The sequence below is a fragment of the Yoonia sp. genome, assembly GCF_030731595.1.
In the GTDB taxonomy this organism is placed as follows: Bacteria; Pseudomonadota; Alphaproteobacteria; order Rhodobacterales; family Rhodobacteraceae; genus Yoonia.
On the sequence record NZ_JANQTS010000022.1, the window covers coordinates 1 to 24,250 of the forward strand.

The 24,250-nt window shown below is 56.8% G+C and carries 27 protein-coding genes and 1 pseudogene; 11 read left to right on the top strand and 17 right to left on the bottom strand.

Annotation, left to right across the window (positions count from 1 at the left end):
• Position 1 precedes the first annotated feature (1 nt).
• The 5 genes from NWQ23_RS02040 to NWQ23_RS02060 form a co-directional block, all read right to left on the bottom strand.
• Entirely contained in the window at positions 2-712 is a 711-nt protein-coding gene (locus NWQ23_RS02040; RefSeq protein ID WP_306164571.1) for an SDR family oxidoreductase, read from the bottom strand.
• A complete protein-coding gene (locus NWQ23_RS02045) occupies positions 709-2,235 on the bottom strand; it encodes an ATP-dependent RecD-like DNA helicase (protein ID WP_306164572.1) in 1,527 nt (508 codons plus the stop codon). Before NWQ23_RS02045 ends, NWQ23_RS02040 begins: the two co-directional genes overlap by 4 nt.
• Positions 2,236-2,285: 50 nt before the next feature.
• Positions 2,286-2,504: a hypothetical protein gene (locus NWQ23_RS02050; protein ID WP_306164573.1), complete on the bottom strand. Its 219-nt coding sequence runs from the start codon at positions 2,502-2,504 to the stop codon at positions 2,286-2,288.
• A gap of 159 nt (positions 2,505-2,663) precedes the next feature.
• The gene (ccrA, locus tag NWQ23_RS02055) at positions 2,664-3,944 is read right to left on the bottom strand and encodes a crotonyl-CoA carboxylase/reductase (RefSeq protein WP_306164574.1); all 1,281 of its coding nucleotides are present in this window, start codon (positions 3,942-3,944) and stop codon (positions 2,664-2,666) included.
• Positions 3,945-4,064: 120 nt separating this feature from the next.
• A complete protein-coding gene (locus NWQ23_RS02060; protein ID WP_306164575.1) occupies positions 4,065-5,462 on the bottom strand; it encodes a 1-acyl-sn-glycerol-3-phosphate acyltransferase in 1,398 nt (465 codons plus the stop codon).
• A gap of 137 nt (positions 5,463-5,599) precedes the next feature.
• Between NWQ23_RS02060 and NWQ23_RS02065 the strand changes: the two genes are divergently transcribed.
• The 4 genes from NWQ23_RS02065 to NWQ23_RS02080 all read left to right on the top strand — a co-directional run bounded on the left by NWQ23_RS02065 (position 5,600) and on the right by NWQ23_RS02080 (position 9,580).
• On the top strand, positions 5,600-7,567 hold the full coding sequence (locus NWQ23_RS02065) for a protein meaA (protein ID WP_306164576.1): 1,968 nt from the start codon (positions 5,600-5,602) through the stop codon (positions 7,565-7,567).
• 101 nt (positions 7,568-7,668) lie between these two features.
• A complete protein-coding gene (locus tag NWQ23_RS02070; protein WP_306164577.1) occupies positions 7,669-8,007 on the top strand; it encodes an H-NS histone family protein in 339 nt (112 codons plus the stop codon).
• A 58-nt stretch (positions 8,008-8,065) separates the two neighbouring features.
• A complete protein-coding gene (gene deoD / locus NWQ23_RS02075) occupies positions 8,066-8,770 on the top strand; it encodes a purine-nucleoside phosphorylase (RefSeq protein WP_306164578.1) in 705 nt (234 codons plus the stop codon).
• Positions 8,771-8,797: 27 nt separating this feature from the next.
• Positions 8,798-9,580, top strand: coding sequence for a hypothetical protein (locus NWQ23_RS02080; protein WP_306164579.1), 783 nt, complete (start codon positions 8,798-8,800; stop codon positions 9,578-9,580).
• A 139-nt stretch (positions 9,581-9,719) separates the two neighbouring features.
• Here the strand turns inward: NWQ23_RS02080 and NWQ23_RS02085 are convergent, their stop codons facing one another.
• The 10 genes from NWQ23_RS02085 to NWQ23_RS02130 form a co-directional block, all read right to left on the bottom strand.
• A complete protein-coding gene (locus NWQ23_RS02085; protein ID WP_306164580.1) occupies positions 9,720-10,499 on the bottom strand; it encodes a succinate dehydrogenase iron-sulfur subunit in 780 nt (259 codons plus the stop codon).
• A gap of 39 nt (positions 10,500-10,538) precedes the next feature.
• Positions 10,539-10,826: a hypothetical protein gene (locus NWQ23_RS02090; RefSeq protein ID WP_306164581.1), complete on the bottom strand. Its 288-nt coding sequence runs from the start codon at positions 10,824-10,826 to the stop codon at positions 10,539-10,541.
• A complete protein-coding gene (locus NWQ23_RS02095; RefSeq protein ID WP_306164582.1) occupies positions 10,823-11,155 on the bottom strand; it encodes a succinate dehydrogenase in 333 nt (110 codons plus the stop codon). The genes NWQ23_RS02090 and NWQ23_RS02095 overlap by 4 nt, the downstream gene beginning before the upstream one ends.
• Positions 11,155-12,960, bottom strand: coding sequence for a succinate dehydrogenase flavoprotein subunit (gene sdhA, locus NWQ23_RS02100; protein ID WP_306164583.1), 1,806 nt, complete (start codon positions 12,958-12,960; stop codon positions 11,155-11,157). The genes NWQ23_RS02095 and sdhA overlap by 1 nt, the downstream gene beginning before the upstream one ends.
• Before the next feature lie 20 nt (positions 12,961-12,980).
• Positions 12,981-13,352 carry a succinate dehydrogenase, hydrophobic membrane anchor protein gene (sdhD, locus tag NWQ23_RS02105; protein ID WP_306164584.1) on the bottom strand — a complete coding sequence of 124 codons (372 nt, stop codon included), beginning with the start codon at positions 13,350-13,352 and terminating at the stop codon, positions 12,981-12,983.
• Positions 13,353-13,364: 12 nt separating this feature from the next.
• On the bottom strand, positions 13,365-13,748 hold the full coding sequence (gene sdhC, locus NWQ23_RS02110) for a succinate dehydrogenase, cytochrome b556 subunit (protein ID WP_306164585.1): 384 nt from the start codon (positions 13,746-13,748) through the stop codon (positions 13,365-13,367).
• A 239-nt stretch (positions 13,749-13,987) separates the two neighbouring features.
• Positions 13,988-15,013, bottom strand: coding sequence for a MaoC family dehydratase (locus NWQ23_RS02115; RefSeq protein ID WP_306164586.1), 1,026 nt, complete (start codon positions 15,011-15,013; stop codon positions 13,988-13,990).
• Positions 15,010-15,213, bottom strand: a complete 204-nt coding sequence (locus NWQ23_RS02120) for a DUF1737 domain-containing protein (protein ID WP_306164587.1) — start codon at positions 15,211-15,213, stop codon at positions 15,010-15,012. Before NWQ23_RS02120 ends, NWQ23_RS02115 begins: the two co-directional genes overlap by 4 nt.
• Positions 15,214-15,217: 4 nt before the next feature.
• Positions 15,218-15,763, bottom strand: coding sequence for an NnrU family protein (locus NWQ23_RS02125; RefSeq protein WP_306164588.1), 546 nt, complete (start codon positions 15,761-15,763; stop codon positions 15,218-15,220).
• Positions 15,760-16,602: a CoA ester lyase gene (locus tag NWQ23_RS02130; protein ID WP_306164589.1), complete on the bottom strand. Its 843-nt coding sequence runs from the start codon at positions 16,600-16,602 to the stop codon at positions 15,760-15,762. Before NWQ23_RS02130 ends, NWQ23_RS02125 begins: the two co-directional genes overlap by 4 nt.
• Before the next feature lie 199 nt (positions 16,603-16,801).
• On the opposite strand from NWQ23_RS02130, the gene NWQ23_RS02135 reads away from it, so the two are divergent.
• Complete coding sequence (locus tag NWQ23_RS02135) at positions 16,802-17,116, top strand: hypothetical protein (protein ID WP_306164590.1); 315 nt, start codon at positions 16,802-16,804, stop codon at positions 17,114-17,116.
• Positions 17,117-17,146: 30 nt separating this feature from the next.
• Here the strand turns inward: NWQ23_RS02135 and NWQ23_RS02140 are convergent, their stop codons facing one another.
• A complete protein-coding gene (locus NWQ23_RS02140) occupies positions 17,147-17,902 on the bottom strand; it encodes a sulfite exporter TauE/SafE family protein (protein WP_306164591.1) in 756 nt (251 codons plus the stop codon).
• A 159-nt stretch (positions 17,903-18,061) separates the two neighbouring features.
• Here NWQ23_RS02140 and mdh point away from each other — a divergent pair, with 159 nt between their 5' ends.
• Both mdh and NWQ23_RS02150 read left to right on the top strand, forming a co-directional pair.
• Positions 18,062-19,024 (top strand): malate dehydrogenase, encoded by a 963-nt coding sequence (gene mdh / locus NWQ23_RS02145; protein ID WP_306164592.1) that lies wholly within the window; start codon positions 18,062-18,064, stop codon positions 19,022-19,024.
• A 142-nt stretch (positions 19,025-19,166) separates the two neighbouring features.
• Entirely contained in the window at positions 19,167-20,393 is a 1,227-nt protein-coding gene (locus NWQ23_RS02150; protein ID WP_306164593.1) for a hypothetical protein, read from the top strand.
• Here NWQ23_RS02150 and NWQ23_RS02155 read toward each other — a convergent pair.
• The gene (locus tag NWQ23_RS02155) at positions 20,390-21,403 is read right to left on the bottom strand and encodes a glycosyltransferase family 2 protein (protein WP_306164594.1); all 1,014 of its coding nucleotides are present in this window, start codon (positions 21,401-21,403) and stop codon (positions 20,390-20,392) included. The genes NWQ23_RS02150 and NWQ23_RS02155 overlap by 4 nt on opposite strands.
• A gap of 205 nt (positions 21,404-21,608) precedes the next feature.
• Here NWQ23_RS02155 and sucC point away from each other — a divergent pair, with 205 nt between their 5' ends.
• From sucC to NWQ23_RS02175, 4 genes and pseudogenes are all read left to right on the top strand, one after another.
• On the top strand, positions 21,609-22,802 hold the full coding sequence (sucC, locus tag NWQ23_RS02160; RefSeq protein ID WP_306164595.1) for an ADP-forming succinate--CoA ligase subunit beta: 1,194 nt from the start codon (positions 21,609-21,611) through the stop codon (positions 22,800-22,802).
• Positions 22,803-22,805: 3 nt separating this feature from the next.
• The gene (locus tag NWQ23_RS02165; RefSeq protein ID WP_306164596.1) at positions 22,806-23,144 is read left to right on the top strand and encodes a hypothetical protein; all 339 of its coding nucleotides are present in this window, start codon (positions 22,806-22,808) and stop codon (positions 23,142-23,144) included.
• 105 nt (positions 23,145-23,249) lie between these two features.
• Complete coding sequence (locus NWQ23_RS02170) at positions 23,250-23,804, top strand: hypothetical protein (protein ID WP_306164597.1); 555 nt, start codon at positions 23,250-23,252, stop codon at positions 23,802-23,804.
• Positions 23,805-23,885: 81 nt separating this feature from the next.
• Positions 23,886-24,250 (top strand): annotated as a pseudogene (locus tag NWQ23_RS02175) (succinate--CoA ligase subunit alpha); the annotation flags it as partial.

Genomic DNA, 24,250 nt, shown 5'->3' on the forward strand with positions numbered 1-24,250 from the left:
GCTAACCGCGCCCGATATGCGGCATCTTCGTCGCCATCACCATCATGGACTGCACATTCGCCTCTGGCGGCAAACTGGCCATGTGGAACACCGACCGTGCCACATCTTCAACGGCCATCGTCGGCAGCGGCTCTAGCCCCTCTGCGGCGCGTTTCTTTTCAAGGTTCTGCACCAGATCAGTCCGCGCATTGCCGATATCAATCTGCCCGCAGGCAATATCAAAGGCCCGCCCGTCCAGTGACAGCGTCTTGGTCAGCCCGCTGACCCCGTGTTTAGTCGTCGTATAACAGACCGACCCCTCCCGCGGCGTAAAGGCCGAGATCGAGCCATTGTTGATAATCCGCCCACCGCGCGGCGTCTGATGCCGCATCTGGCGAAACGCGGCTCGGGCGCAAAGGAACATGCCAGTCAGGTTCACATCCACAACCTGCTTCCAATCCGCCAGCGCGATCTCGTCAATTGTGGTCTGCGGGCCGAACATGCCGGCATTGTTGAACAGAACGTCCAGATGCCCGAACTGTGCAAAGGCCGCATCAACCTGCGCCTCATCCGTGACATCGCACGGCAGCAGGACAGCGTTCTGTTGTGCCATTTCGGCCAGTACGTCCGACCGCCGGGCAATCAGGCCGACACGCCAACCGTGATCCAGAAAATACTGCGCCGTTTCACGGCCAATGCCGCTGCTCGCGCCTGTCACAATGATGGTTTTCATATCTCTTCGCTCTTCAATTCCAATGGGGCCGCCGGGACCTCTAGATCATCGACACGCAATACCCCTTGCGGGCGCGCAAGACGATTGCGCACGACCCAGCGCAACTGGGTCTCGGCGCGGGTAATGGCAACATAGGCAAGCCGTTTCCACAAGGGCTGTCCCGCCTCGACACGGCCCATGCGCGACGCGGCATAGATATCAGGTGCAAAGACCTGCACCGTGTCCCATTGCGACCCCTGCGCTTTGTGGATCGTCACTGCCGCGCCATGCAGAAAGGTGGCACCCATACGCGCGGCAAAAGGAATGAACGGCTCTTCGTCGCCTTCCTGTTCGATCTTCACGATGCTGGCAGCACTCACCTGCGGCTCTTCGGCACCAATCACATGCAAGCGCGAGAAACCGGGCTTGCGGCCAGGGCCGAGGTAGATGACCTGCGCGCCCTTGATCAGACCGCGCGCTTCCAGATCAAGACGCTTTTTGCGGTGCTTCAGCGGCAGTTCAATGCCGTCACAGATCAGCGGCTCTCCTGCCAGCAACTCATCGTTAGGCGCATCAAAAGCCGCACGAAAGGCATGGATCAACCGGATACGGGTCGCATTGCGCCAGACCAGACAGGGCGAGCGGGCCATCAGGTCCGCCTCGACCCGCTGGGCCATCACAACACGTTCGTCGGTCTTTGACGCATCCTCGACCATCCGTTCAAAGGCTGCAAAATCCAGTTGCGGGTCGGCCAAAGCATGGGCCAGATCAAGGATCGGGTTGCCCGCATCCTGCCGGTGAATCCGGTTAAGGGTCAGCACACGGTTTGCGGGCAGAGTTTCGAACACCATCCCGCCGGATGACTGCACGGGCGGCAATTGGGCGGGATCACCGAACAAGAGCAGGGTGGGGAAAATCTCTTTGAGGTCCTCAAACTGCTTTTCATCCAGCATAGAGCTTTCGTCGACAAAACCGATGTCCAAGGGCTCTTCGCGGCGCTTCCAACCGGTGATGAAATCACTGCCGCGCAGCCCTGCGGCGGCCAATGCGGCGGGAATTGATTTATTGATCTGATAGGACGCAAAGGCACGGTCCAATCCCACCTCGGTCAGACCTTCAATCTCGGGTTTCTCGCCCTGCCCGGCCAGCCATTCCGCGACCTTTTCGTATTCGGGATCATAGACCGGCGTATAGAGAATCCTGTGGATCGTCGTCGCAGGCACACCGTGATTGCGCAAAACGCTCGCGGCTTTGTTTGTGGGCGCTAGAATAGCCAGCGTGCGCCTGTCCTTACGCTTGCGCCCTTCCCAATCGCCTGAAATGACATCGACACCGGCCTCTTCCAGCGCATGATAAAGTCTTGCAAGCAGCATCGTCTTGCCAGATCCGGCCTTGCCGATCACGGCCATGACCGAGGTCGTATCAGATTGCGGCGGTTGCAGCAGGCTGTCATCAAGATCAACGCCAGACTGGCGCAGGGCCGTGGCGATATTGTCCCAAGCCTCTGCCTGGTCGTCAGAAAATGTGATGGAAGGCGCATTCATGCGGCGACTGTATCTGGACGGCACCCGCGCTGCTAGGACAATTGGCGTGTTCAGCCCTGTCGGTTGCCCCGGTCGGACCCTATCGGAGACACTCGTTGACCAGTTGCGTCGTGTAGTACCTGACGCTTGGCCTGACCAGCCCGCTGTGCCAATTCGACCTCTGCGACCAGACCCGCCTCTTCCAATTGGGCAGCAAGCAAAGGAAGATCGTTCTCATGCGCAAAAGCGCGCAGATCGGCCAATACATCAATGATCCAATCACGTCCCATGCGCTACCGTCCCCGCTAATTATTAATGAATAATTAAAATTCCATCGCGAGATGCGACATTTTGACAAAATGCGGCTCTTCTTTTTCTTCAGACAGCGCAAAAGAAAAAATGGGCACAGTTGTCACCAACTGCGCCCTGCTTGGATCTATCAAGAAAGCCTAGCGATTGCGTGATGCCTCTAGCGCGTCATCAAACGTCCGAAGGCCCATCGTCGGCGCCTGAACCAAAACCGCCATATTGCCCGGCTTGTGCTCGTTGCGACGCATCTTGGTATGGGCGGCGGGGATGGCGCCCCACTCAAAACACTCCGACATGCAGGGGTCGAGCCGCTGTTCCAGCATCAGCTTATTCGCGGCACTGGCCTGCTTGAGGTGGGCAAAGTGGCTGCCTTGCAAGCGCTTTTGGTGCATCCACATATAGCGGACGTCAAAGGTGCAGTTAAAACCGCTGGTGCCGGCACAAATGACGACCATACCGCCCTTCTTGCACACCAGTGACGACACCGGAAAAGTCGCCTCTCCGGGGTGTTCGAATACCATGTCGACGTTCACGCCTTTGCCGGTAATCTCCCAGATCGCCTTGCCGAACCGACGCGCCTCTTTGAGCCATGTGTTGTATTCGGGGGTATTCACCGTAGGCAACTGACCCCAGCAGGAAAAATCATTGCGGTTGATAACGCCCTTAGCGCCAAGCGACATGACAAACTCGCGTTTGCTTTCATCGCTGATCACGCCGATCGCATTTGCACCGGCCGTGTTGATCAACTGGATCGCATAAGAACCAAGCCCACCAGATGCACCCCAAACCAGAACATTCTGTCCAGGCTTGAGATCATGGGGCTCGTGCCCGAAAAGCATCCGGTATGCAGTCGCCAAAGTCAGCGTGTAACATGCACTTTGTTCCCACGTCAGGTGCTGCGGGCGATGCATCAGTTGCTGGGACTGGACACAGGTGAACTGCGCAAACGACCCGCCGGGTGTCTCGTAGCCCCAGATGCGCTGACTGTCCGAGAACATCGGATCACCGCCATTGCAATGCTCGTCGTCGCCGTCATCTTGATTGCAGTGGATGACAACCTCGTCGCCGACCTTCCAGCGTTTGACCTTGTCACCGACGGCCCAGACGATGCCTGCCGCATCCGAACCGAGGATCTGGTAATCTGCCTTGTGAATATCAAACGGGCTGACCGGAACACCAAGGCCGGCCCAAACGCCGTTGTAATTCACGCCCGCAGCCATGACCAGAACCAGAACTTCGTGACTGTCCGGCTTCGGCACATCGACGATCTCCAACTGAAATGCCTTTTCCGGTTCTCCGTGGCGTTCACGGCGGATCGCCCAAGCATGCATCTGCGCTGGCACGTGACCCAATGGCGGCATCTCACCCACTTCATAGAGGTCTTTCTCGGGTGCCGTATAAGCAGTTTGGTCGAGGGCCATCTCAGTCTCCATCACAGGTTTTCCGTACTTTGCCGCACTGCAGAATCACTCCTGCTGTGCCTTGAATACGCGATGGCCGCGTAACTTTGCAACCCAGATAAATCAATTTTTGTAATTTAATTACTCTGCGGCCGCAGAAAGATCGTCCTGCTCGGCGGCAGGGTCATCAAAGTGATGCGCAATCGAATTGGCATAGAACGTAAGAATGTCCCGCCCGATCTCGGTTACACTCACGCCCTCCTCAGAAATGCGGATCAGGCCCCGCGCGCCTAGCCGGTCAAGCGCATCTTGGACGAGTTCGTTCGGACGGCGGCGCGGGCAAGGCAGTTGCCGATTGGTCAAGAAAGCAATGGACTCGCCGACTGCTTGCTCTAATGCGGACACTTGGACCGGTTCACTCTGCAAGATATGGCGCGCGACCAAAGGCACCCCCAAGACAGGCGTTACAGCGGCGATCCGTTTCATCAGTTCATGCGCAATCTCTTCGGTCAGATCGGTGCCGCCTTGTCCAAGATATTTGGAAAGCTCCAGTGGCTCACCAAAACTGACAGAGGCGACGCCAAACCCGCGAAACCGCCCGCTCAGCCGCAACAGGATATGACGCCCGACGCGACGCAGGACAGAGATCAGCGAGGGTTTAAATCGCCGGGTGCCAGCATTGTCGGCCTTGATGAGGATGGTATCTTCCAACACCCGATCATAGTTGATGGCGACTGGCACAAAGATCACTTCGCGTGCCTTGGCGTCAAAGTCCTCTACGATATAGTTGAGCAAGCCCATGCGCGGCGGCGCAAGCAATCCATTCAAACTCAGCCCGCCTTCGGGGAACACGGCTTGGCTCACACCGCCACGGGTGGCCATCTGCACATAACGTGCCAAGACCTTGCGATAAAGCGCACCGCGTGACTTGCGCCGGATAAAGTAGGCACCCATCGCGCGAATAACCGTCGAGAGCGGCCAGACCCGCGCCCATTCACCGACCGCATAAGACAAAGCGCCAGCATTTGCGGCGAGATAAGTCACAAGCACATAATCCATATTGCTGCGATGATTGATGACAAAGACCACTGTCGCGTCCGGATCGATCTGCTCAAGTCGTTTACGATCAAATGTCCCCAGCTTGATCCGATAGAGCGATTTCGACAACCAGCGCGCCAGCCGGATGCCGAACCCGAAATAGGCGGTCGCCGAAAAGGACGGCACGATCTCGCGGGCGTAGTGACGGGCCTTTTCAAATGCGACGTTCTCGGGAATGCCTTCCTTGCGGGCATGTTCGACAATCGCCTCTGTCACCTGAGGATCATAGATCAGCCGCTGGATCATGTCATAGCGCCGCGCCAGCTTGAACGGCTCGATCGGCCGCTGCAAACGCAGGTTCACTTTGGCAATGACCCGCTCTGCCCGTTTGCGGAAAAACCACCGCACCGAAGGGAAAAGGAAATGCGACGCGAAGGTCACGCCTGCAAACAGGATAATCAGGACGAACGCCCAGACGGGCATGGAAACGGTTTGCGTCATGTACAGATCGTGACAGGGAACCGCAGCCGGGTAAATCCCGTCATGCCGCGTTGCGGCGAATTGACAGCGCCACAAAATGTCCGATAGATAGCCCCTGGTGTAATTTAATTGCGCCGATTGATTCAGGAGAGCCCGCGATGTCGCAGCCGCAGAAAGACCGCCCTTGGCTATTTCGGACCTATGCGGGTCACTCGACCGCTGTGGCGTCAAATGCGCTTTATCGCGGGAACCTTGCCAAAGGACAAACCGGCCTTTCCGTTGCCTTCGATTTGCCGACACAGACAGGCTATGACAGCGACCATGTTCTGGCCAAAGGCGAGGTCGGCAAAGTAGGCGTCCCTGTCAGCCATTTGGGCGATATGCGGGCCCTGTTCAATGATATCCCGCTGGACCAGATGAACACGTCGATGACGATCAATGCGACAGCGCCTTGGTTGCTATCTCTCTATATAGCTGTAGCCGAAGAACAAGGTGCTGATGTCAGCGCGCTGCAAGGCACGGTGCAGAACGACATCATCAAGGAATACCTTTCGCGCGGGACATATATCTGCCCGCCAGAACCATCACTGCGGATGATCACAGATGTCGCGGCCTATACCCGCGAACACCTGCCGAAATGGAATCCGATGAATGTCTGCTCCTATCATTTGCAAGAAGCAGGGGCGACACCCGAAGAAGAACTTGCATTTGCCTTGGCGACAGCCACCGCTGTTTTGGACGATCTCAAAGGCAAAGTGCCCGCTGAGCATTTCCCTGCTATGGTCGGACGTATTTCATTTTTCGTAAATGCGGGTATTCGGTTCGTCACCGAATTGTGCAAAATGCGTGCCTTTGTCGAATTATGGGATGAGATTTGCGCAAACCGCTATGGTGTGGAAGACGCGAAATACCGCCGTTTCCGTTATGGCGTGCAGGTCAATTCACTGGGGCTTACCGAACAGCAGCCAGAAAACAACGTCTACCGTATTCTGCTTGAAACACTTGCCGTCACCCTGTCTAAAAATGCCCGTGCCCGCGCCGTACAATTACCTGCGTGGAACGAAGCATTAGGCCTGCCCCGCCCGTGGGATCAGCAATGGTCGCTGCGAATGCAGCAGATTCTGGCCTATGAAACGGACCTTCTGGAATTCGACGATCTGTTTGACGGCAATCCGGCAATTGACCGCAAAGTGAACGGACTCAAAGAAGGGGCGCGCGCCGAATTGGCGCAAATTGATGGAATGGGCGGGGCCGTTGGCGCGATTGCCTATATGAAATCACGTTTGGTCGAAAGTAATGCGGCACGGATTGCCGGTATTGAAAGTGGCCAAACAATCGTTGTCGGCGTCAATAAATGGCAGGCGGGCGAACCTTCACCGCTCACCGCCGGCGACGACGCTATCATGGTCGCCGATCCGGAAGCCGAAGCCGATCAATTGCACCGCCTGTCGCAATGGAAAAAGGACCGTGACAATACCGCTGTGAGAAATGCTTTGGATGCCCTGCGCAGTGCCGCAAAAGACGGCAGCAACATTATGCCGCCTTCCATCGCCTGCGCGCGCGCGGGTGTCACGACCGGCGAATGGTCGGACGTGATCCGCAGCGTATTTGGCCAATACCGTGCACCAACGGGTGTCAGCAGCAACCCGTCCAACCGCACAGAAGGCTTGGAAGACTTGCGCGAGCAGGTCGATCTGGTCAGCGCCGCTTTGGGTCGCCGGATCAAATTCCTTGTCGGTAAACCGGGACTGGATGGACATTCAAACGGGGCTGAACAAATTGCCGCGCGCGCCCGTGATTGCGGCATGGATATCGAATACGAAGGTATTCGCCTGACTCCGGATGAAATTGTCACGGCGGCCCAGAATGGCGATGTCCATGTAATCGGGCTTTCTATTCTATCAGGATCACATATTCCGTTGGTTCGCGACGTCATGCGTAAACTCAGCGCCGCGGGAATAAGCCATATCCCGGTCATTGCAGGCGGGATTATTCCCGAAGATGATGCTCGTGAATTACAGGCAATGGGCGTAGCAAAAGTCTATACGCCGAAAGATTTTGAATTGAACAAGATCATGGGAGATATCATCAATCTGGTTGATCCGCGCGCCGTTGCAGCAGAATAGATCAGCGGATTTTTGTTCTTAAGTATAGCCTCTCCCAGATTTTTAATGCATTGCCCAAGAATTAGGCATAAAAGCTGCTCCATTAAATGGAGTTGGACAGAATGAAAACTGATCTGAAAACAATGACACGAAAAGAGCTGGAGAAGCTCAAGGCAAACGTCGAGACCGCGCTTCAGAAACTTGCCGAAAAAGATAAAAAGGCCGCTTTGGCAGCCGCTGAAAAAGCAGCCGCCGCGCATGGGTTTTCTTTAGCTGAAATTACCGGTGACGCGCCTGGGCGCAAAATGCGCAAGGCAAAATCAGGGCCCAAAACCGTTTCGGTAGCCAAATACAAGAACCCGGCAGACGCCGAACAAACTTGGACCGGCAAAGGCCGTCAGCCCGACTGGTTCAAATCCGCGATCGCAAACGGCACGACGCCCGACGCGATGGAAATCTAGTCTCCACCTTTTGCGGCAAGTCACATAAGCTGGGCCTCACAGCAAACGGAGGCCCAGAATGACAATCCACATCGGCGCAGAAAAGGGCGATATCGCCCCAACCGTCCTGATGCCCGGCGATCCCTATCGCGCGAAATGGGCAGCCGAGACTTTTCTGAAAGACGCTCGCTGCATCAATCAGGTGCGCGGGATGCTGGGCTTTACCGGCACATGGAACGGCCATCCTGTCACGATCCAAGGGTCAGGGATGGGCATGCCTTCGCTTTCGATCTATGCCAATGAATTGATCAAGGATTACAACGCCCAAACCCTGATCCGCATCGGGTCTTGTGGCGGGATGCAACCCCAAGTCGGCATCCGCGATGTGATCCTCGCAATGACGGCCTCAACGCTGTCGACGCCGTCTCGGGGGATCTTCAAGGAACTGAACTTTGCACCTTGCGCCGATTTTGGATTGCTGGCGGCGGCCCATGCAGCGGCCAAGGCCAAAGCCGTGCCAACCCATGTTGGCGGAATCTATTCATCCGACGTGTTTTACGACGAACGCCCCGATCTGAACGAGCAAATGATGCGTCACGGCATTCTGGGGGTCGAGATGGAGGCCGCCGAGCTTTACAACCTTGCGGCACGCTATGGGCGCCGCGCTTTGGCAGTTTTGACGGTCAGCGATCACCTGATAACGCATGAAGCCCTGCCTGCCGAAGACCGCGAGCGTTCCTTCGGGGACATGGTGGAAATCGCTTTAACGGCGGCCTTTGCATAGCAAACCACGGTTTGGGCGTGCAAATTCTTGAATTACAAATCGCTTTCGACCGTAGGAGCGGTGCCGAAAAGGAAATTCAAGATCAAGCCACTTAAAGATGTTGCTCGATTACCATATACAACCGGAAACAGAGGAGGATCGCTCATTCACCGTTTAAGCCACATTTGCAGGACCGTAAGCCTATCTAAACAATATAGAGAAAGGTCTATTATGCGCATTTGTCTTATCCTTGCCCTCCCCGGCATTCTTTCCGTTGCGGCATGTGAAGAGTCGGTAATCGACCAGAATACCACCTCCCGTTTCGTGACCCCTTCAAGTTCAGGCGAGATCGATGTTCCGGCAACTGGTGCAGGGGGGAGTATCATCTTTGGCGGTGAGGGTGTCGTCTACAGGGCGGGGGCTGACTCTCCGACTGGCATCGTTGCCGTTGCTGGCATCATTCCGGGAACGACCGTATCTGCGATCCCCGATAGCGGAAGCAGCATTTATTCTGGCACATTTGAGTTGGTGAAGGTGGACGGCTTTTTTGTAAACGACAACCAGAATGTTGTTGGTTTTCCAACTCTACGTAGCGGTGACATCTCTCTTACCGCTGATTTTGACGACCAGACGCTGAAAGGACGGGCGGATGATCTGACCGTAGATGGCAGCTTCACCGGAAACACGCTGGCTGGTAGTGTAGAGTACGAAGGTATTTCAGGGACCTTGAGAGGTTTGATTGGTGCAGACAAAGCCGTAGGTGCATTTCACGGCAACGATTCGGACGAAATCTATGCCGGCGGATTTTACGTCACACCGACACCTGACTAACATTCAGTCTGTGACCCGTCCGGCTCGACAGAAACGACCCGGATATTTCGGGAAACACTTGGAACACGAATTGCTCGCTCTGTCTTGTGGCGAAAGCGATATGTGATCCATCGTTTGTCACGCCAAGATTCAAGCGCTCTTAGACCACCCGTTCGACCATCATACCCTTGATATGCGCAATCGCCTTGGCAGGGTTCAGACCTTTCGGGCAGGTCTTGGCGCAGTTCATGATCGTGTGGCAACGATAGAGCTTGAAGGGATCTTCCAAATTATCCAACCGCTCGCCTGTCGCCTCGTCCCGGCTGTCGATGATCCAGCGATAGGCATGCAGCAAGGCGGCTGGCCCCAGATAACGGTCACCATTCCACCAGTAAGACGGGCAGCTTGTCGAACAGCAGGCACACATCACACATTCGTACAAACCATCCAGCTTTTTGCGGTCATCAATGGATTGCTTCCATTCCTGCGCAGGGCGGTTGGTCTTGGTCTCCAGCCACGGCATGACAGAGGCATGCTGTGCATAGAAATGGGTCAGGTCTGGAATCAGGTCCTTGATCACAGGCATATGCGGCAGGGGGTAGATCTTGATGTCGCCCTTGATCTCGTCCATCCCGTAGATACAGGCCAGCGTGTTGATCCCGTCGATATTCATCGCACAAGACCCGCAGATGCCTTCGCGGCAGGACCGGCGGAAGGTCAGGGTGGGATCAATATCCGTCTTGATCTTGATCAGCGCATCCAGAACCATCGGACCGCAGGTATCCATATCGACGAAGTAGGTATCCAGCTGCGGGTTCTTCCCGTCATCAGGGTTCCAGCGATAGACCTGCACCTTGCGCAGATTTGAAGCACCCTCCGGCTTGGGCCAGGTCTTGCCCGTTTTCATGCGGGAGTTCTTGGGAAGTGTCAGTTGTACCATTTCGATATTCCTTCCGTCAAAGGCTTGCGCCTGAATGCTTTACATAACCCGCAGGCGGACTGGCCGGATCGGTGGCTCGCCTGTCAAATTCATCACGCAGCTTTCATAAACCGCGACCGGATCAAGTCCGCGGATCGCGTCCGCGCTGATCCCGATACTTCCGCTGGCAAAAGGTCCGCTGTCACTATTGGCACCCAAGGTCAGCCCAATCTCTGGGCCTTGAGCGGCCCTTGCACGCTCTTCGCAGCGGTCGGCCGCACGTTCCGGCGTAATCGGGGTGCACCCCGCCACCATGATTGCGGCCATAACCAAAGCAATGCGCATCATAGGCCCAAAACTCCCAAACCAAGTGAGTTGTTCAATGCACAGCGCACTGTATCGGGGCGACTGGCAATCTCTACCACCAGATTTGTCGTGGCCGGAGTCGTTCCAATCAGCGCAGCACGTCCGATTTCCAAAATTTCGGCAGAGGAGGCGTTGTCAATGATGCAATCCGTATAGGGTGCTGCATTGACACCGGGAAAACGCGACTGGACGACGTTGTTCACGACACCTTTGGCCGCGTCACGTGCCAGCATATCACCTGTTGGACCAATGTCCTGCATGCAGCCCGCAAGCAGCATCGCCCCAAAGGTCAGCGTTATCACGCTACGCATCAGAATGTTCTCTCTTTTGGCGCGATCCGCGCCTCGGAAATCCCGCCTTCTGCTTCTGTGGTCAGTCCCACCGTGATCACAGGCCGGTAGCTCAGCTTGACCTTGGCCCCATCCACATGGCTGATCGTGTGGACACGCCACTTCTTGTCGTCACGTGTGGCATAATCCTCATGTGCGTGTGCGCCTCGGCTCTCCTTGCGCGCCTCGGCACCCACAATCGTGGCCAGCGCGTTTGGCATCAGGTTGGTCAGTTCCAGCGTTTCCATCAGATCGCTGTTCCAGACAAGGCTGCGGTCGGTGACTTTGACATCATCCATCTTGCCCGCAATCGCGGTCATCTTTTCGACGCCTTCAGCCAATGTCTTGTCAGTACGGAACACAGCCGCATCTGCCTGCATCGCCTTTTGCATCTCCAACCGCAGTTCGGCGGTGCCTGTCGTGCCATTGGCATGGCGCAACCCGTCAAACCGGTCAAAGCACGCATCGACAGAGGCTTGATTCAACGTCGGGTTCGGGGCTTTGCGGTCAACGACCTGCCCCGCGCGGATCGCCGCCGCACGGCCAAAGACCACAAGGTCGATCAGGCTGTTCGAACCCAGACGGTTCGCGCCATGCACCGATGCGCAACCCGCCTCGCCCACAGCCATCAGGCCAGGCACGATGGCGTTAGGGTCTTTCTTGGTGGGGTTCAGAACCTCGCCATAGTAATTCGTCGGAATACCACCCATGTTGTAGTGCACTGTCGGCAAAACAGGAATCGGCTCCTTGGTCACATCGACGCCGGCAAAGATACGGGCAGACTCAGAAATCCCCGGCAAGCGTTCGGCCAAAGCCTCTTTGGGCAGGTGGTTCAGGTTCAGGTGAATGTGGTCGGCACCCGCGCCCACACCGCGCCCTTCACGGATTTCCATTGTCATACAGCGGCTGACATAGTCTCGCGGAGCAAGGTCTTTGTAGTTGGGCGCATATCGCTCCATGAACCGCTCGCCTTCAGAGTTGGTCAGATAACCACCCTCGCCGCGCGCACCTTCGGTGATCAGACAGCCGGCACCATAAATACCCGTCGGGTGGAACTGCACAAACTCCATATCCTGCAAAGGCAGGCCCTGACGGGCCACCATGCCGCCGCCATCACCGGTACAGGTATGGGCAGAGGTCGCGCTGAAATAGGCGCGGCCATAGCCACCCGTCGCCAGAACGACCGTTTTGGCATTGAAGACATGCATGGTGCCGTCGTCGAGCTTCCACGCGATCACACCCTGACAGATGCCGTCATCGGACATAATCAGATCAAGAGCGAAATATTCGATATAGAATTCCGCCTGCTGCTTTAGCGACTGGCCATAGAGCGTGTGCAGGATCGCATGGCCTGTGCGGTCGGCAGCGGCACAGGTACGTTGCACGGGCGGGCCTTCACCAAACTCTGTTGTGTGTCCGCCGAAGGGGCGCTGATAAATCTTGCCCTCTTCCGTGCGCGAAAATGGCACGCCGTAATGCTCCAGCTCGTAAACCGCCTTGGGGGCTTCGCGGGCCAGATATTCCATCGCGTCGGTGTCACCCAACCAGTCAGAGCCTTTGACGGTGTCATACATATGCCACTGCCAGCTATCAGGACCCATGTTGCCAAGGGACGCGGCAATGCCGCCTTGGGCCGCGACAGTGTGGGAACGGGTCGGAAACACCTTGGTGATGCAGGCCGTGCGCAGACCCTGCTCTGCCAAACCAAGCGTTGCCCGCAGCCCGGCACCACCTGCACCTACGACAATCGCGTCATAGGTATGGGTTTCATATTCATATGCAGCCATGTTTCAGATGCTCCGGGGAATTAAAGGGCGATGCGGACGATTGCGAAAATCGCAAATGCCGCAGCACCGTAAGACAGACAGATCATGCCGATGATTGCCGCTTTGCGGGCGAAACCATGGACATAATCTTCAATGAGTGTTTGGACACCGAGCCGGTAGTGAAAGAAACCGACCAGCATGGTCAGTATCGCCACAACAGCCGGGAACGGGCGTTGGTAATAGGCAACCACTTCGTCATAGGAGGACCCCAGGATCACCCCAAACGTAAAGATAAAGAGCGGCGTCAGGATAAGCAGCGCCACTGAGGTCACCATCATCTTCCAGTGATGCTCGGTCCCGGTCTTTGCAGATCCCATACCGGTTGCGCGTTTGCGGTCAGTCAAAAAAGCCATCTCTGCGCCCTCTCACAAAACAACTATGGTGAAGATGGTCAGCAGGACCGCCAGAACCATCATCATCTGCGCCGCCAGTTCGGATTTGTCGACATCCAGCATCCGGCCGCTATCCCAGACAAGATGGCGCAACCCGCCCAGCAGGTGGTACCATAGTCCCAGCACCGAAAGCGTCATAACAAGATCGCCAAACCAGCTTGTGACAAAGCCGTTGGCGGTGGCAAAGGCCTCGGGTCCGGCCGCCGCTGCGACAAACCACCAGACAATCATCAAAGCCGCGACGATCAGTGCATTGCCCGTGATCCGCACCAGAATTGAAGACATCGAGGTCCACTGCGGACGGTAGATCGTCAGATGCGGCGAAAGCGGGCGATTGCCCCGGTTCACGTCAGCCATATCAGTTCCCTTCGTTGGCTTGCGCTGTCCGGCAAGACAGCGCCTTGCCCTGACCTTTGCACCATTCTCACGGCAGAGTCACGCGACAGACCCCCATTTTTCCGCGTGATTTTGTCACCTAAGGCAAGATTTTTTCATTTGTGATCACAATTTTTCCGCGTGTGATCACAGAACATGGCTATCGCCACGCCTGCGCCAAATCATCCGCTTCGGTGGTCTCTGCGCCACCGGTACCGATGTCAAACCGGCATCAAGGCCCAGTAATCCAGATCAAGCAGCACATCAGGATGATATTTCCCGTCATCCCCGCGCAGAACACCTGCCGCCCCTTTGGTCGCCACCAGCCGGAGCCTGATTGCGCCTACGCCGGGGGAACTAGTTTCGGCGACATCCAAGACTTCTGACCAGGCCCGCACCGTATCGCCTGCAAAACAAGGGTTCGCATGCGCACCGCCATTGAGCGCCACAATCATCTGCGCATTGGCCAATCCGTTGAACGATAAAGCCCGCGCCAGTGACATCACATGCCCGCCATAGATTAACCGCTTGCCATCAGCGCGGTTGGTCGCGTCAAAATGGACTTTGGCCGTGTTCTGCCAAAGGCGCGTCGCCAGCATATGCTCGGCCTCTTCGATCGTGACACCATCAACGTGGTCAATCACTTCGCCCACCGCATAGTCGCCCAAACGATGCGGCTCTCCTGCCAAGGTAAAATCGTAGCTTCCAAACGAAAGCCCGTCAGGGACAACAAGATCCGCTGCTGCCACCGCATCGGCAAGTGCGGGCACCACCGTATCCGGCGCCGCCCCCTCGCCCCGTTTGCGCACCATCACCCAGCGCACATAGGTCAGCACTTCCGCGCCCCGCTGATTGCGGCCTGTGGTGCGGACCCAGACAACTCCGGACTTGCCGTTAGAGTTCTGCTTGACCCCGATCACCTCTGACAGCGCCGTGAGCGTGTCACCGGGGTAGACCGGCCGCAGCCAGCGCCCTTCGGCATAACCAAGATTTGCGACAGCATTCAGGGACACATCCGGAACCGTTTTGCCAAAGACCATATGAAACGTGGCCATATCATCTATCGGCGATGCGGGCAGCCCGCAGGCGCGCGCAAATTCATCCGACGAATACAAAGCGCCGCGCGCGGGATAGAGCGCGTGATAAAGCGCCCGTTCGCCTCCCGAAATCGTGCGCGGCACCGCATGGGCGATCACATCGCCAACGGCATAGTCCTCAAAAAAACGCCCCGCATTCGTCTTGCTCATTGCTGGCCCAGCTTCATGTCGGGCGAGTAGGGCGTGTCGATCTCTTTGGTCACCGCTTGCCCGCAACGCATGACCCCGTTGGCGTGGTCATAGGCGTAGGTCGGATTGCCATAAAGCTCCCAGCCTTTGGATAAAGCCTCGGACACCTTGTGGCAAAACGCGGACGTGTCGTCTTCGGTCAGCAGTCTGTAGATTTTCATGGGTCTATCCAAACGGATTGTATCCAAGCCAGGCGTGTATGCCCGCGACCACCCCGAACACCACTACAGTGGCGACGATGGCGGTGATCTCTTTCTTGATTGGCACAGCATGCGCTGGGGTCCAGTCAGGCTCGGCGCGATTGATCAATGAAATCGTGGACGATGCCCAGACCAGAAGACCGCCGAACAGGACGAATGATGCTGTATCCCCGTTCACCAGCAAATGCGCGACGGACCAGACGATCACGGCCGTGAGTTGCGGATGTCGAACGAATTGGGTGATGCGCGTTTTGGAACCGCTCGCTGCATAAAGATAGAAAGCCAACAACATCAACAGATTGTTGATCCCGGTCATCGCGGCGGATCGCCCCCAGTAGACCGTCGTATCAGCCATGCGGTACCCGATAACCATCAATACGACGGATGCGATCACGCCAACTGCGACGATACCCTTACCTCGGTCACCCATGGCCGCGCGGCTTGCAGGCGCGAGTCTCTTCCAGAAATGCAATCCAGACCAAAGGACCAAGCCAAGAATTAAGAAAGTCATGTGTTCTCCAATGCGGCAATTGCCTCTGCTTTGGCCAAAGTCGCGCGTGCGGTGACGATATGCAAGTTCTCAACGATGCGGCCATCGACCACGGCAACGCCTTGGCCTTCTGCCTCTGCCGCCTCGAACGCCGCGATCTGGCGACGGGCAAGATCAATCTCATCCTCGGATGGACCAAAGGCCGCATTCGCGATCGCCACTTGGGCGGGGTGAATCAGCGTCTTGCCATCAAAACCCAGATCACGGCCCTCGGCACATTCGGCACGCAGACCGTCTTCATCCTTGAAAGCATTATAGACGCCGTCAAGCGCAACAATGCCCGCAGCCTTTGCCGCCAAAAGACACATCTGCAACGACATCTGCAATGCCGCGCGTCCACGCGCATTTAGATCCTTGGCCAGATCATTTGTCCCTAGCACAAACCCCGCGATCCGCGGATGGGCCGCAATACTGGCCGCATTCAATATCCCCTGTGGCGTTTCCATCATCGCCCAGATCGGCAAGTCAGGCACCAAAGCGGCCAAGGCATCTACGTTGGCGGTGCTATTCACTTTCGGCAGCAAAATCGCGTCGCAGTCCATCGCACTTACTGCAGCGGCATCTGCCGCACCCCATTCGGTATCCAGCCCGTTGATCCGCACAATCCGCAAACGGCTGCCATAGCCACCATCAGCCAAGGCGGCATAAAGCGTATCGCGCGCGGCGACTTTGGCATCAGGTGTTACCGCATCCTCAAGATCAAACAGAATAACATCAACCGGCAAACCGCGGGCCTTATCCAAGGCCCGATCCTTTGATCCCGGGATGTAGAGGGCGGATCGGTAAGGGCGCTCATGCATCGAATCTTCCTCGCAATATTATTGCGCGCACAACGCCAGAGTTTTCCGAATCATTCAACCCTCATTTGCCGCAATGCAGCGCAAAGGGTGCGTTACGGTCCGTTAACCATTTTGGCGCAAGTTCGTCTGACAATTTGATCCACTTGCAGGGCCAGCGTCGACATCCCGTTGCGGTCGCTCTGTCGAAAAGGGGAACGAAATGAGACGCACTTTCTTTCTGATGTGTTTCGGGTTCGGCGCGATGATGATCGCGGCAACCCAGACACAGGCGCAAACCGGCAATTGTGCAGACCATGCGCAGGTGGTTGAACGGCTGGCCGAACGCTATGGTGAAAGCCGCCAATCCATTGGTCTGGGCAGCGACAACGCCGTAGTCGAGGTCTTTGCCTCAATGGATACCGGCTCTTGGACGATCACCGTCACCCGACCGGGCGGTCCCACCTGCCTTGTTGCGGCAGGCCAAGCCTATCAGTATGTCAACGAGCCGCTTGCGAATTTCGACAGCCAAAGTTGAAAAGATGGGCCGTCGATCCGGCGGCCCAGCTTAAACCAGCGCAACCCAGATCAGCCTGATCCCGGTCAGAACCAGCAACACGTAAGTCAACCCAAAGAACAGGCGCTCGGGAACCCAATGGTGGGCCTTCACCCCGATCCAAGCACCAATCAACGCAAAAGGTGCAAGCAACAGGCTTCCCATCAAGGTGTCCCAGCTGAAAATGCCCAAGAAGGCGTAGGGCACCGCTTTCATCCAGTTCACAGCCCAAAACACGACAACCGTCGTTGCTTGGAACGCTGTCTTGCTGAGGCCCTGCGAGAGCAGGAAAACAGCCGAAGGCGGGCCGCCCGCATGGCTGACAAAACTGGTAAACCCGCTCACCATGCCCGCAATCCAAGCGAATGGCGCAGAGAATGGCATCTGTTTGATCTTCAGCCAGCCCAGCGCGCGGCTGCCCTGAAACGCCACAAAGGCCAGACAAATGATCCCGATCAGCAAGCGGAAAAAATCGGCATCAACAATCGTATAAAGCCACGCGGCAAGTATGCATCCAGGGATCGCGCCGATCATCAAACCCTTGGCGGAAGGCCAGTGCCATTTGCCCCAGTAAGGCTTGAGCGTCGCCGCATCGACTAGCATGAAAAGCGGAAGAATAATCCCCAAAGCAGCCCCCGGCGGCACCACCAGCGCCAGAATCGCACCAGCGACAAAGGCCGCACCCGACCCGAATCCGCCTTTGGATATCCCGCCAAAGATGATCGCGGGAATACCGACCGCAAAGAATTGCCATCCAAACTCAATCACTTGGGGGATCCGTTTTGTGCTGCTTTCCCCCTTCGTTAGCGGGTTGCAGGACGCTTGGCTATATATCCTCGTGTGATGCCGCATCGCAGCACTCTTGCGCGCGCCGCTGCAAAGCCTTACCCAATGCGCCAAATCCACACCACCAAAGGACCTGTTTCCATGGCTAGACCCAAGATCGCCCTTATCGGCGCCGGACAAATCGGCGGCACGCTGGCACACCTCGCAGCTGTCAAAGAACTCGGCGATGTTGTGCTTTTCGACATTGCCGAAGGCATCCCACAAGGCAAGGCGCTTGATATCGCCGAATCCGGCCCCGCCGCGAAATTCGACGGTAGCTTCAAGGGCACCAACGACTACGCCGATATCGCAGGTGCTGATGTCTGCATCGTAACAGCCGGTGTTGCACGCAAGCCGGGCATGAGCCGCGACGACCTCTTGGGCATCAACCTCAAGGTCATGAAATCCGTGGGCGAAGGGATCGCCGCCCATGCGCCGAATGCATTCGTCATCTGCATCACGAATCCGCTTGATGCGATGGTTTGGGCGCTGCGCGAATTCTCTGGCCTGCCAACCGAAAAAGTTTGCGGCATGGCCGGTGTGCTTGACAGCGCGCGCTTCCGCCACTTCCTGGCGGAAGAATTCGAAGTCTCGATGCGCGATGTCACAGCCTTTGTTCTGGGCGGCCACGGCGACACGATGGTACCGTTGACTCGGTATTCCACCGTCGCAGGCATCCCGCTCCCCGATCTGGTCGAGATGGGCTGGACCACAAAAGATAAGCTCGATGCCATCGTACAACGCACCCGCGACGGCGGTGCCGAAATCGTTGGCCTGCTGAAAACAGGTTCAGCATTCTATGCGCCAGCCACATCCGCCATCGAAATGGCCGAAGCCTACCTGAAAGACCAAAAGCGTCTGCTGCCTTGTGCAGCCCATGTTGATGGCGCCTATGGCCTTAACGGCTTCTACGTCGGCGTGCCTACAATTATCGGCGCAGGCGGGATCGAGCGCGTGGTCGAGATCAAGATGAACAAAGACGAACAGGCGATGTTCGACAAATCCGTTGATGCGGTCAAAGGGCTGGTCGAGGCGTGCAAGGCAATTGATAACAGTCTTGCCTAAGACCGTGCCGCAATAACTTTCCACACGGGCGTCCTGCAAAGGGCGCCCGTTTTTGCTTCGAACCAAATTTTTCCGAAACCCCCTTTTCAAAAGTATATGGATGAACTATGTTCATGAACATTATTCAATTGGAGTGAGCCCCATGTCTTTTCGTATCCCCCCATTCATCATCGCTTCTGGCGTCATGCTGTCTGCGCAGACAGCGGCAGCACAAGACTACAGCGCGCAATTCGGCGAACTGGGCATTTCCGGCACTGTCGCTGCGCTGTCAGCGATTGCAGACCCATCACCTTCGGACCGGTTCGTTCTGGGTGGCGCTCTTTTCCTGCAAGGGATCGAGACCGCATTTCAAGAACGCTACCGCGTTGGCATCTATGACCTCAACCTCGGTATTCCGGGGCTCAGCACCGAATTGAACTTCAACCCAAACCCCGCCCCGTTCACGCCAAACGTCATCTATGATCTCTTTGCACAGATCGGCACAAATATGGACCGCGCCCAAGAGGCGATGGCACCAATCACCGGCGACGACATGGTCTCAGTCACTCTGGACCTCAATCAGATCTGGTTTGACATCAATGCCAACGGTGTGCGCGACGATGCCGAGGCCCTCCTGCCCATCATGGTCCCCCTTTTCGTCAACAGATGGGAAGCAGCCGAAACGCTCGCCACGCTCGAAGCGGCAGGTGGCGCACCCACAATCACCTTCGACACATCTGATGTCGCGTGGCTTCAAGCCTACACCCACGTCTTTTCCGGCACTGCCGAGATGGTGATGGCCTTCGACCCGACCGATGTGATCGCGAAGGTACAGACCAACGCCGAAACAATCGCGGCCTTGCGCGACGGGCCAGCGCCGATGATGTTCTTCTCGGATAACGATGAAACCATTGCCGATATTATTACGATCGTGCTGGGTGTGCTGGAACAGGAACCCGACCCGACACACACACGGGCGGCCCTTGCTGATTTCCGGGCCGTGATCGCCCACAATCTGGTGTTTTGGGATCGGGTCCGCGCCGAGACTGACAACAAGCGGGAATTCATCCCGAACGCGACACAACAAAGTGCGCTTGGGATGCTGTTTCCCCAGAATATCGACAGCGCATGGCAGGCCGTTTTGATGGATGCCTCTCAGGTGCTGGAAGGCGAACTCTTGATCCCGCATTGGCGGACGGGTCAGACTGTGGGCATCAACCTGAACGCTTGGCTGGAAAACCCCTCTTCCCTCGATGTTGTCGGCGTCATCGCAGGTTCGGATCTCGCGCCCTACATGGAAGCAGGACCATTGGTCACGACAGAGGCCATGGACGAATTCGGGCGCTTGACGGGCGGCAATTTCGCTCTCTTTGCCTTCACCCTCAACTAGGGGGCACGCAGAAAGGCCAGAATTGACCCTTTTTCCTGATGCAGCCAGCGATCAATCGCCGAAGGGCTAAGATCAATCGCCGCATCAGGAAAGGCAGAGCTCAGCGCGCCTGTCGGATCAAACGCGGGTGCGGACCACAGATCGCGACGTTGAAGCAGGGCCTGCATCCTCTCGTCCGCGACCTTCAACCTCGCATAAAGGTCTGCCGCACTTTGCGGTTCGGCAAGCAGAACATCCGCCTGCCGACGCCGATGGGCCGAAGGTGGCATTCCGTCGTGTTTGGCCAAAGCATGCGCCATACGCGCCAGTTTGTAGCTCCAGTATGCCGGAGTGAGCCCCTCGAAATGCAACAGCTCAGACACCTCGCTAGAGGCGCGCGCGAACTGCAGTACCTGACCAGCACGAGCAGGGCGCGGACGATGGATCGAAAGATGAAGCGGCCGCCCTGTCCGCGCAAAGGCTTTGCCTTGCGCATGTCCGGTCAGGCCCCGATAGGTCAAATCATAATCAGGGCCAAAAATGCGCAGGCCCTTGTTGTGGGCTTCCGGATAAGGGCGGCGAAACACGCCTTCCAACACGCTGTGATCCGCTGAGCCGGGCAGGTGCATGCGTTCAGCCACGGGCAAGATCAGGCTGTCCGTGGCGGCTGCACAGCCAGACAAAACCTCTGCCATTGGTACATTTGACCAAACAAACTCATCCGCGTCACAATGCAGCAACCAATCAACCGTGCATCGGGCATAGGCATCGCGGGCATTGCCGACTTGGCGCACTTCATGGCGGCGCGGACGGCTCTTGCCGAGACGCAGCCAATGTGGCGCGTCACACCGGATCACATGTACTTGCGGCAGATGACCAAACAGATCAGCGGCGGGATCATCGGGGCGATCAAAGTACAACCAGACCTCGGCAGCACCCAGATGAAGGTGCCAGGCAACAAACGCCTGCACCAGCGCTGCGGGCTCATCAACCGTCGCCACGACGGCCCAAGTTGGATTGCGCTCTGCCATGGCCACTCTGCTATCACCGGCGCGAATCTTTGAAAACTGAATAAAAATCGCGACATCGACGTCGATGCCGCATTTTGTGATCACACTTTTTCAGACTGTGATCACAAATGTTCGATTATTCGCCGCTTCGGTGTTTTTCAGTTAGAAACACTTATTTCTTTATGCTCTAAGGCGGACCAACAGAAGCCAAAATTGGAATTGTCTTATGAACATTCACGAATATCAGGCCAAAGCCCTGCTGCGCAGCTACGGTGCGCCCGTTTCCGACGGTCGCCCTGTGACCCGCGCCGAAGATGCCAAAACGGCAGCAGGCGAACTTGACGGACCACTTTGGGTCGTCAAGGCGCAGATCCACGCAGGCGGCCGCGGCAAAGGCAAATTCAAAGAAGCTGACGCCGGTGACGCAGGCGGTGTGCGCCTTGCCCGTTCGGTCGAAGAAGCCGCTCAGGAAGCCAAGAAAATGCTGGGCCGCACCTTGGTGACGCACCAGACAGGGCCTGTCGGCAAAGTCGTCAACCGCATCTACATCGAAGACGGATCCGGCATCGAGACAGAAATGTACCTCGCCCTGCTGGTTGATCGCCAGACCAGCCGCATCAGTTTTGTCTGCTCGACCGAAGGCGGGATGGATATCGAAGAAGTCGCTGCCGCGACCCCCGAAAAGATCCTGTCCTTCTCGGTCGATCCGGCCACAGGCTACCAAGCCTTCCACGGGCGTCGTGTCGCTTTCGCGCTGGGACTGTCCGGCAATCAGGTCAAGCAATGCGTCACCCTGATGGGCCAGCTTTACAAAGCCTTCGTCGAAAAAGACATGGAGATGCTGGAAATCAACCCGCTGATCGTGACCGACAAGGGCGACCTGAAGGTGCTCGATGCCAAGGTGTCCTTCGACGGCAATGCGATCTATCGCCATTCCGACATCGCCGCACTGCGCGATGAGACGGAAGAGGACCCCAAGGAACTCGCTGCTTCGAAATTCGACCTTAACTACATCGCGCTTGACGGTGAAATCGGCTGTATGGTCAACGGCGCAGGCCTTGCGATGGCGACGATGGATATCATCAAACTCTACGGTGCTGAACCTGCCAACTTCCTTGACGTGGGCGGCGGTGCGACGAAAGAGAAAGTGACCGAAGCTTTCAAGATCATCACCTCTGACCCACAGGTCAAAGGCATCCTTGTGAACATCTTCGGCGGCATCATGCGCTGCGACGTCATCGCCGAAGGCGTGATCGCAGCAGTGAAAGAGGTCGGACTGAAAGTGCCACTGGTCGTGCGTCTGGAAGGCACGAACGTCGAAAAGGGCAAAGAGATCATCCGTAACTCCGGCCTTGACGTGATCGCAGCTGACGACCTGAAAGACGGCGCGCAGAAGATCGTGAAGGCGGTGAAGGGCTGATGCGTGGAAGTGTCGTACTGGCTGCCAATTGCCTTGCCGCTGACGGCACTTGTATTGGGCATTATGATGCTCCTTCGCAAACGCGGTCGCACCAAGCAGGCGCAAATCGCGGGTCTGCTTGGGATCTTGGGGTTCATCGTCGCCAGTCTTCTTCTTTATCTTCCATGCGTATCCGGCGACGTAACCTATGACGCAATCAGAGAGAGATACCGCGGCTGCGAAAGCTGGCAATTCGCAATTGTCTTCAGCTTTTGGTTTGCAGCACTGCTGTCGGTTCTCATCCTCGGTGCAGCTATGATCTGGGCAATCTGGTCCGACGGAAAATTGAAAAAGGAGACTTGAGTTGACCATCATCGCAAACGAAAACACCCAAGCTATTTTTCAGGGTCCTAGAAACGAATGAAAGTGGCGCCAACCCTCTGCGCAGTCGCATCTCTTGCGGCCTGCGTGACGTCTGAACCGGACGTTTCGACCGATCCCGGCTTTGTTGCGCGCAATGCGCAAAGCGTGACGGCGCAGGGTGAAGTGTTCGCTGACGTGTGTTTGCTGTTGATGAAAACGACCAACATGGACAAAGCCCGCCTGACGCTCGCGGACAGGGGTTTCGTCCCGTACAGACACGAAGGGCAGTCGCTGATGTTCAGCAATGTGGAGGCGTGGGGATCATCCCAATCCCCGTTTCAGGTCTTACTCGCTGACCGCACGACATTCGCTGTCGACTCGGACGTCACCCGCTTGTGTGCCGTCGTCAACGCCACCGGCGATACATTGACTGACGCGGACAAAAGCGCCCAAGCTTCCCTGCTCCAGTCAGAACTCGAAACGCAGGCTGACGCATATGCACGCGCCAATGACGAACCTGTGTCGGCAGGGCGCGGTTCATCAGACAATATCGGCCAATTCTGGCGCAAGTATTCCGGCAGCGTCTACGTCGGTACCAGCCCTAACCAAGTGGTATTTGGCACAACACAATCACTCCTCGGTCTGGTCGCAAGGCGCTGATCCATGACAACTCCTGCTCACATCACCCCAACACCGATGATCATCAGGTCATCAGAATTCACCAAGTAACCGGAGGCCCCAATGGCCATTCTCGTAAACGAAAACACACGTGTCATCTGCCAAGGACTTACCGGCTCCCAAGGTACGTTCCACTCTGAACAGGCCATCGCCTACGGCACCAAGATGGTCGGCGGCGTGACACCCGGCAAGGGTGGGCAGACCCATCTGGACCTGCCGATCTTCAACTCGGTCCACGAGGCCAAGCATGTGACCGAAGCCAACGCCTCGGTCATCTATGTCCCTCCACCCTTCGCGGCAGACAGCATCCTCGAAGCCATCGACGCCGAGATGGAACTGATCATCTGCATCACGGAAGGCATCCCCGTGTTGGACATGATGCGCGTCAAGCGCGCGCTGGAAGGGTCCAAATCCCGCCTGATCGGGCC

Coding starts and splice junctions, on each gene's coding strand:
- NWQ23_RS02065 (WP_306164576.1), top strand. CDS start 5,600: ATGTCGCAGCCGCAGAAAGACCGCCCTTGGCTATTTCGGACCTATGCG.
- NWQ23_RS02045 (WP_306164572.1), bottom strand. CDS start 2,235: ATGAATGCGCCTTCCATCACATTTTCTGACGACCAGGCAGAGGCTTGG.
- mdh (WP_306164592.1), top strand. CDS start 18,062: ATGGCTAGACCCAAGATCGCCCTTATCGGCGCCGGACAAATCGGCGGC.
- NWQ23_RS02060 (WP_306164575.1), bottom strand. CDS start 5,462: ATGACGCAAACCGTTTCCATGCCCGTCTGGGCGTTCGTCCTGATTATC.
- sdhD (WP_306164584.1), bottom strand. CDS start 13,352: ATGGCTTTTTTGACTGACCGCAAACGCGCAACCGGTATGGGATCTGCA.
- NWQ23_RS02130 (WP_306164589.1), bottom strand. CDS start 16,602: ATGCATGAGCGCCCTTACCGATCCGCCCTCTACATCCCGGGATCAAAG.
- NWQ23_RS02070 (WP_306164577.1), top strand. CDS start 7,669: ATGAAAACTGATCTGAAAACAATGACACGAAAAGAGCTGGAGAAGCTC.
- NWQ23_RS02155 (WP_306164594.1), bottom strand. CDS start 21,403: ATGGCAGAGCGCAATCCAACTTGGGCCGTCGTGGCGACGGTTGATGAG.
- NWQ23_RS02050 (WP_306164573.1), bottom strand. CDS start 2,504: ATGGGACGTGATTGGATCATTGATGTATTGGCCGATCTGCGCGCTTTT.
- NWQ23_RS02150 (WP_306164593.1), top strand. CDS start 19,167: ATGTCTTTTCGTATCCCCCCATTCATCATCGCTTCTGGCGTCATGCTG.
- NWQ23_RS02125 (WP_306164588.1), bottom strand. CDS start 15,763: ATGACTTTCTTAATTCTTGGCTTGGTCCTTTGGTCTGGATTGCATTTC.
- NWQ23_RS02135 (WP_306164590.1), top strand. CDS start 16,802: ATGAGACGCACTTTCTTTCTGATGTGTTTCGGGTTCGGCGCGATGATG.
- sdhC (WP_306164585.1), bottom strand. CDS start 13,748: ATGGCTGACGTGAACCGGGGCAATCGCCCGCTTTCGCCGCATCTGACG.
- sdhA (WP_306164583.1), bottom strand. CDS start 12,960: ATGGCTGCATATGAATATGAAACCCATACCTATGACGCGATTGTCGTA.
- NWQ23_RS02120 (WP_306164587.1), bottom strand. CDS start 15,213: ATGAAAATCTACAGACTGCTGACCGAAGACGACACGTCCGCGTTTTGC.
- NWQ23_RS02040 (WP_306164571.1), bottom strand. CDS start 712: ATGAAAACCATCATTGTGACAGGCGCGAGCAGCGGCATTGGCCGTGAA.
- deoD (WP_306164578.1), top strand. CDS start 8,066: ATGACAATCCACATCGGCGCAGAAAAGGGCGATATCGCCCCAACCGTC.
- ccrA (WP_306164574.1), bottom strand. CDS start 3,944: ATGGCCCTCGACCAAACTGCTTATACGGCACCCGAGAAAGACCTCTAT.
- sucC (WP_306164595.1), top strand. CDS start 21,609: ATGAACATTCACGAATATCAGGCCAAAGCCCTGCTGCGCAGCTACGGT.
- NWQ23_RS02115 (WP_306164586.1), bottom strand. CDS start 15,013: ATGAGCAAGACGAATGCGGGGCGTTTTTTTGAGGACTATGCCGTTGGC.
- NWQ23_RS02090 (WP_306164581.1), bottom strand. CDS start 10,826: ATGATGCGCATTGCTTTGGTTATGGCCGCAATCATGGTGGCGGGGTGC.
- NWQ23_RS02085 (WP_306164580.1), bottom strand. CDS start 10,499: ATGGTACAACTGACACTTCCCAAGAACTCCCGCATGAAAACGGGCAAG.
- NWQ23_RS02095 (WP_306164582.1), bottom strand. CDS start 11,155: ATGCGTAGCGTGATAACGCTGACCTTTGGGGCGATGCTGCTTGCGGGC.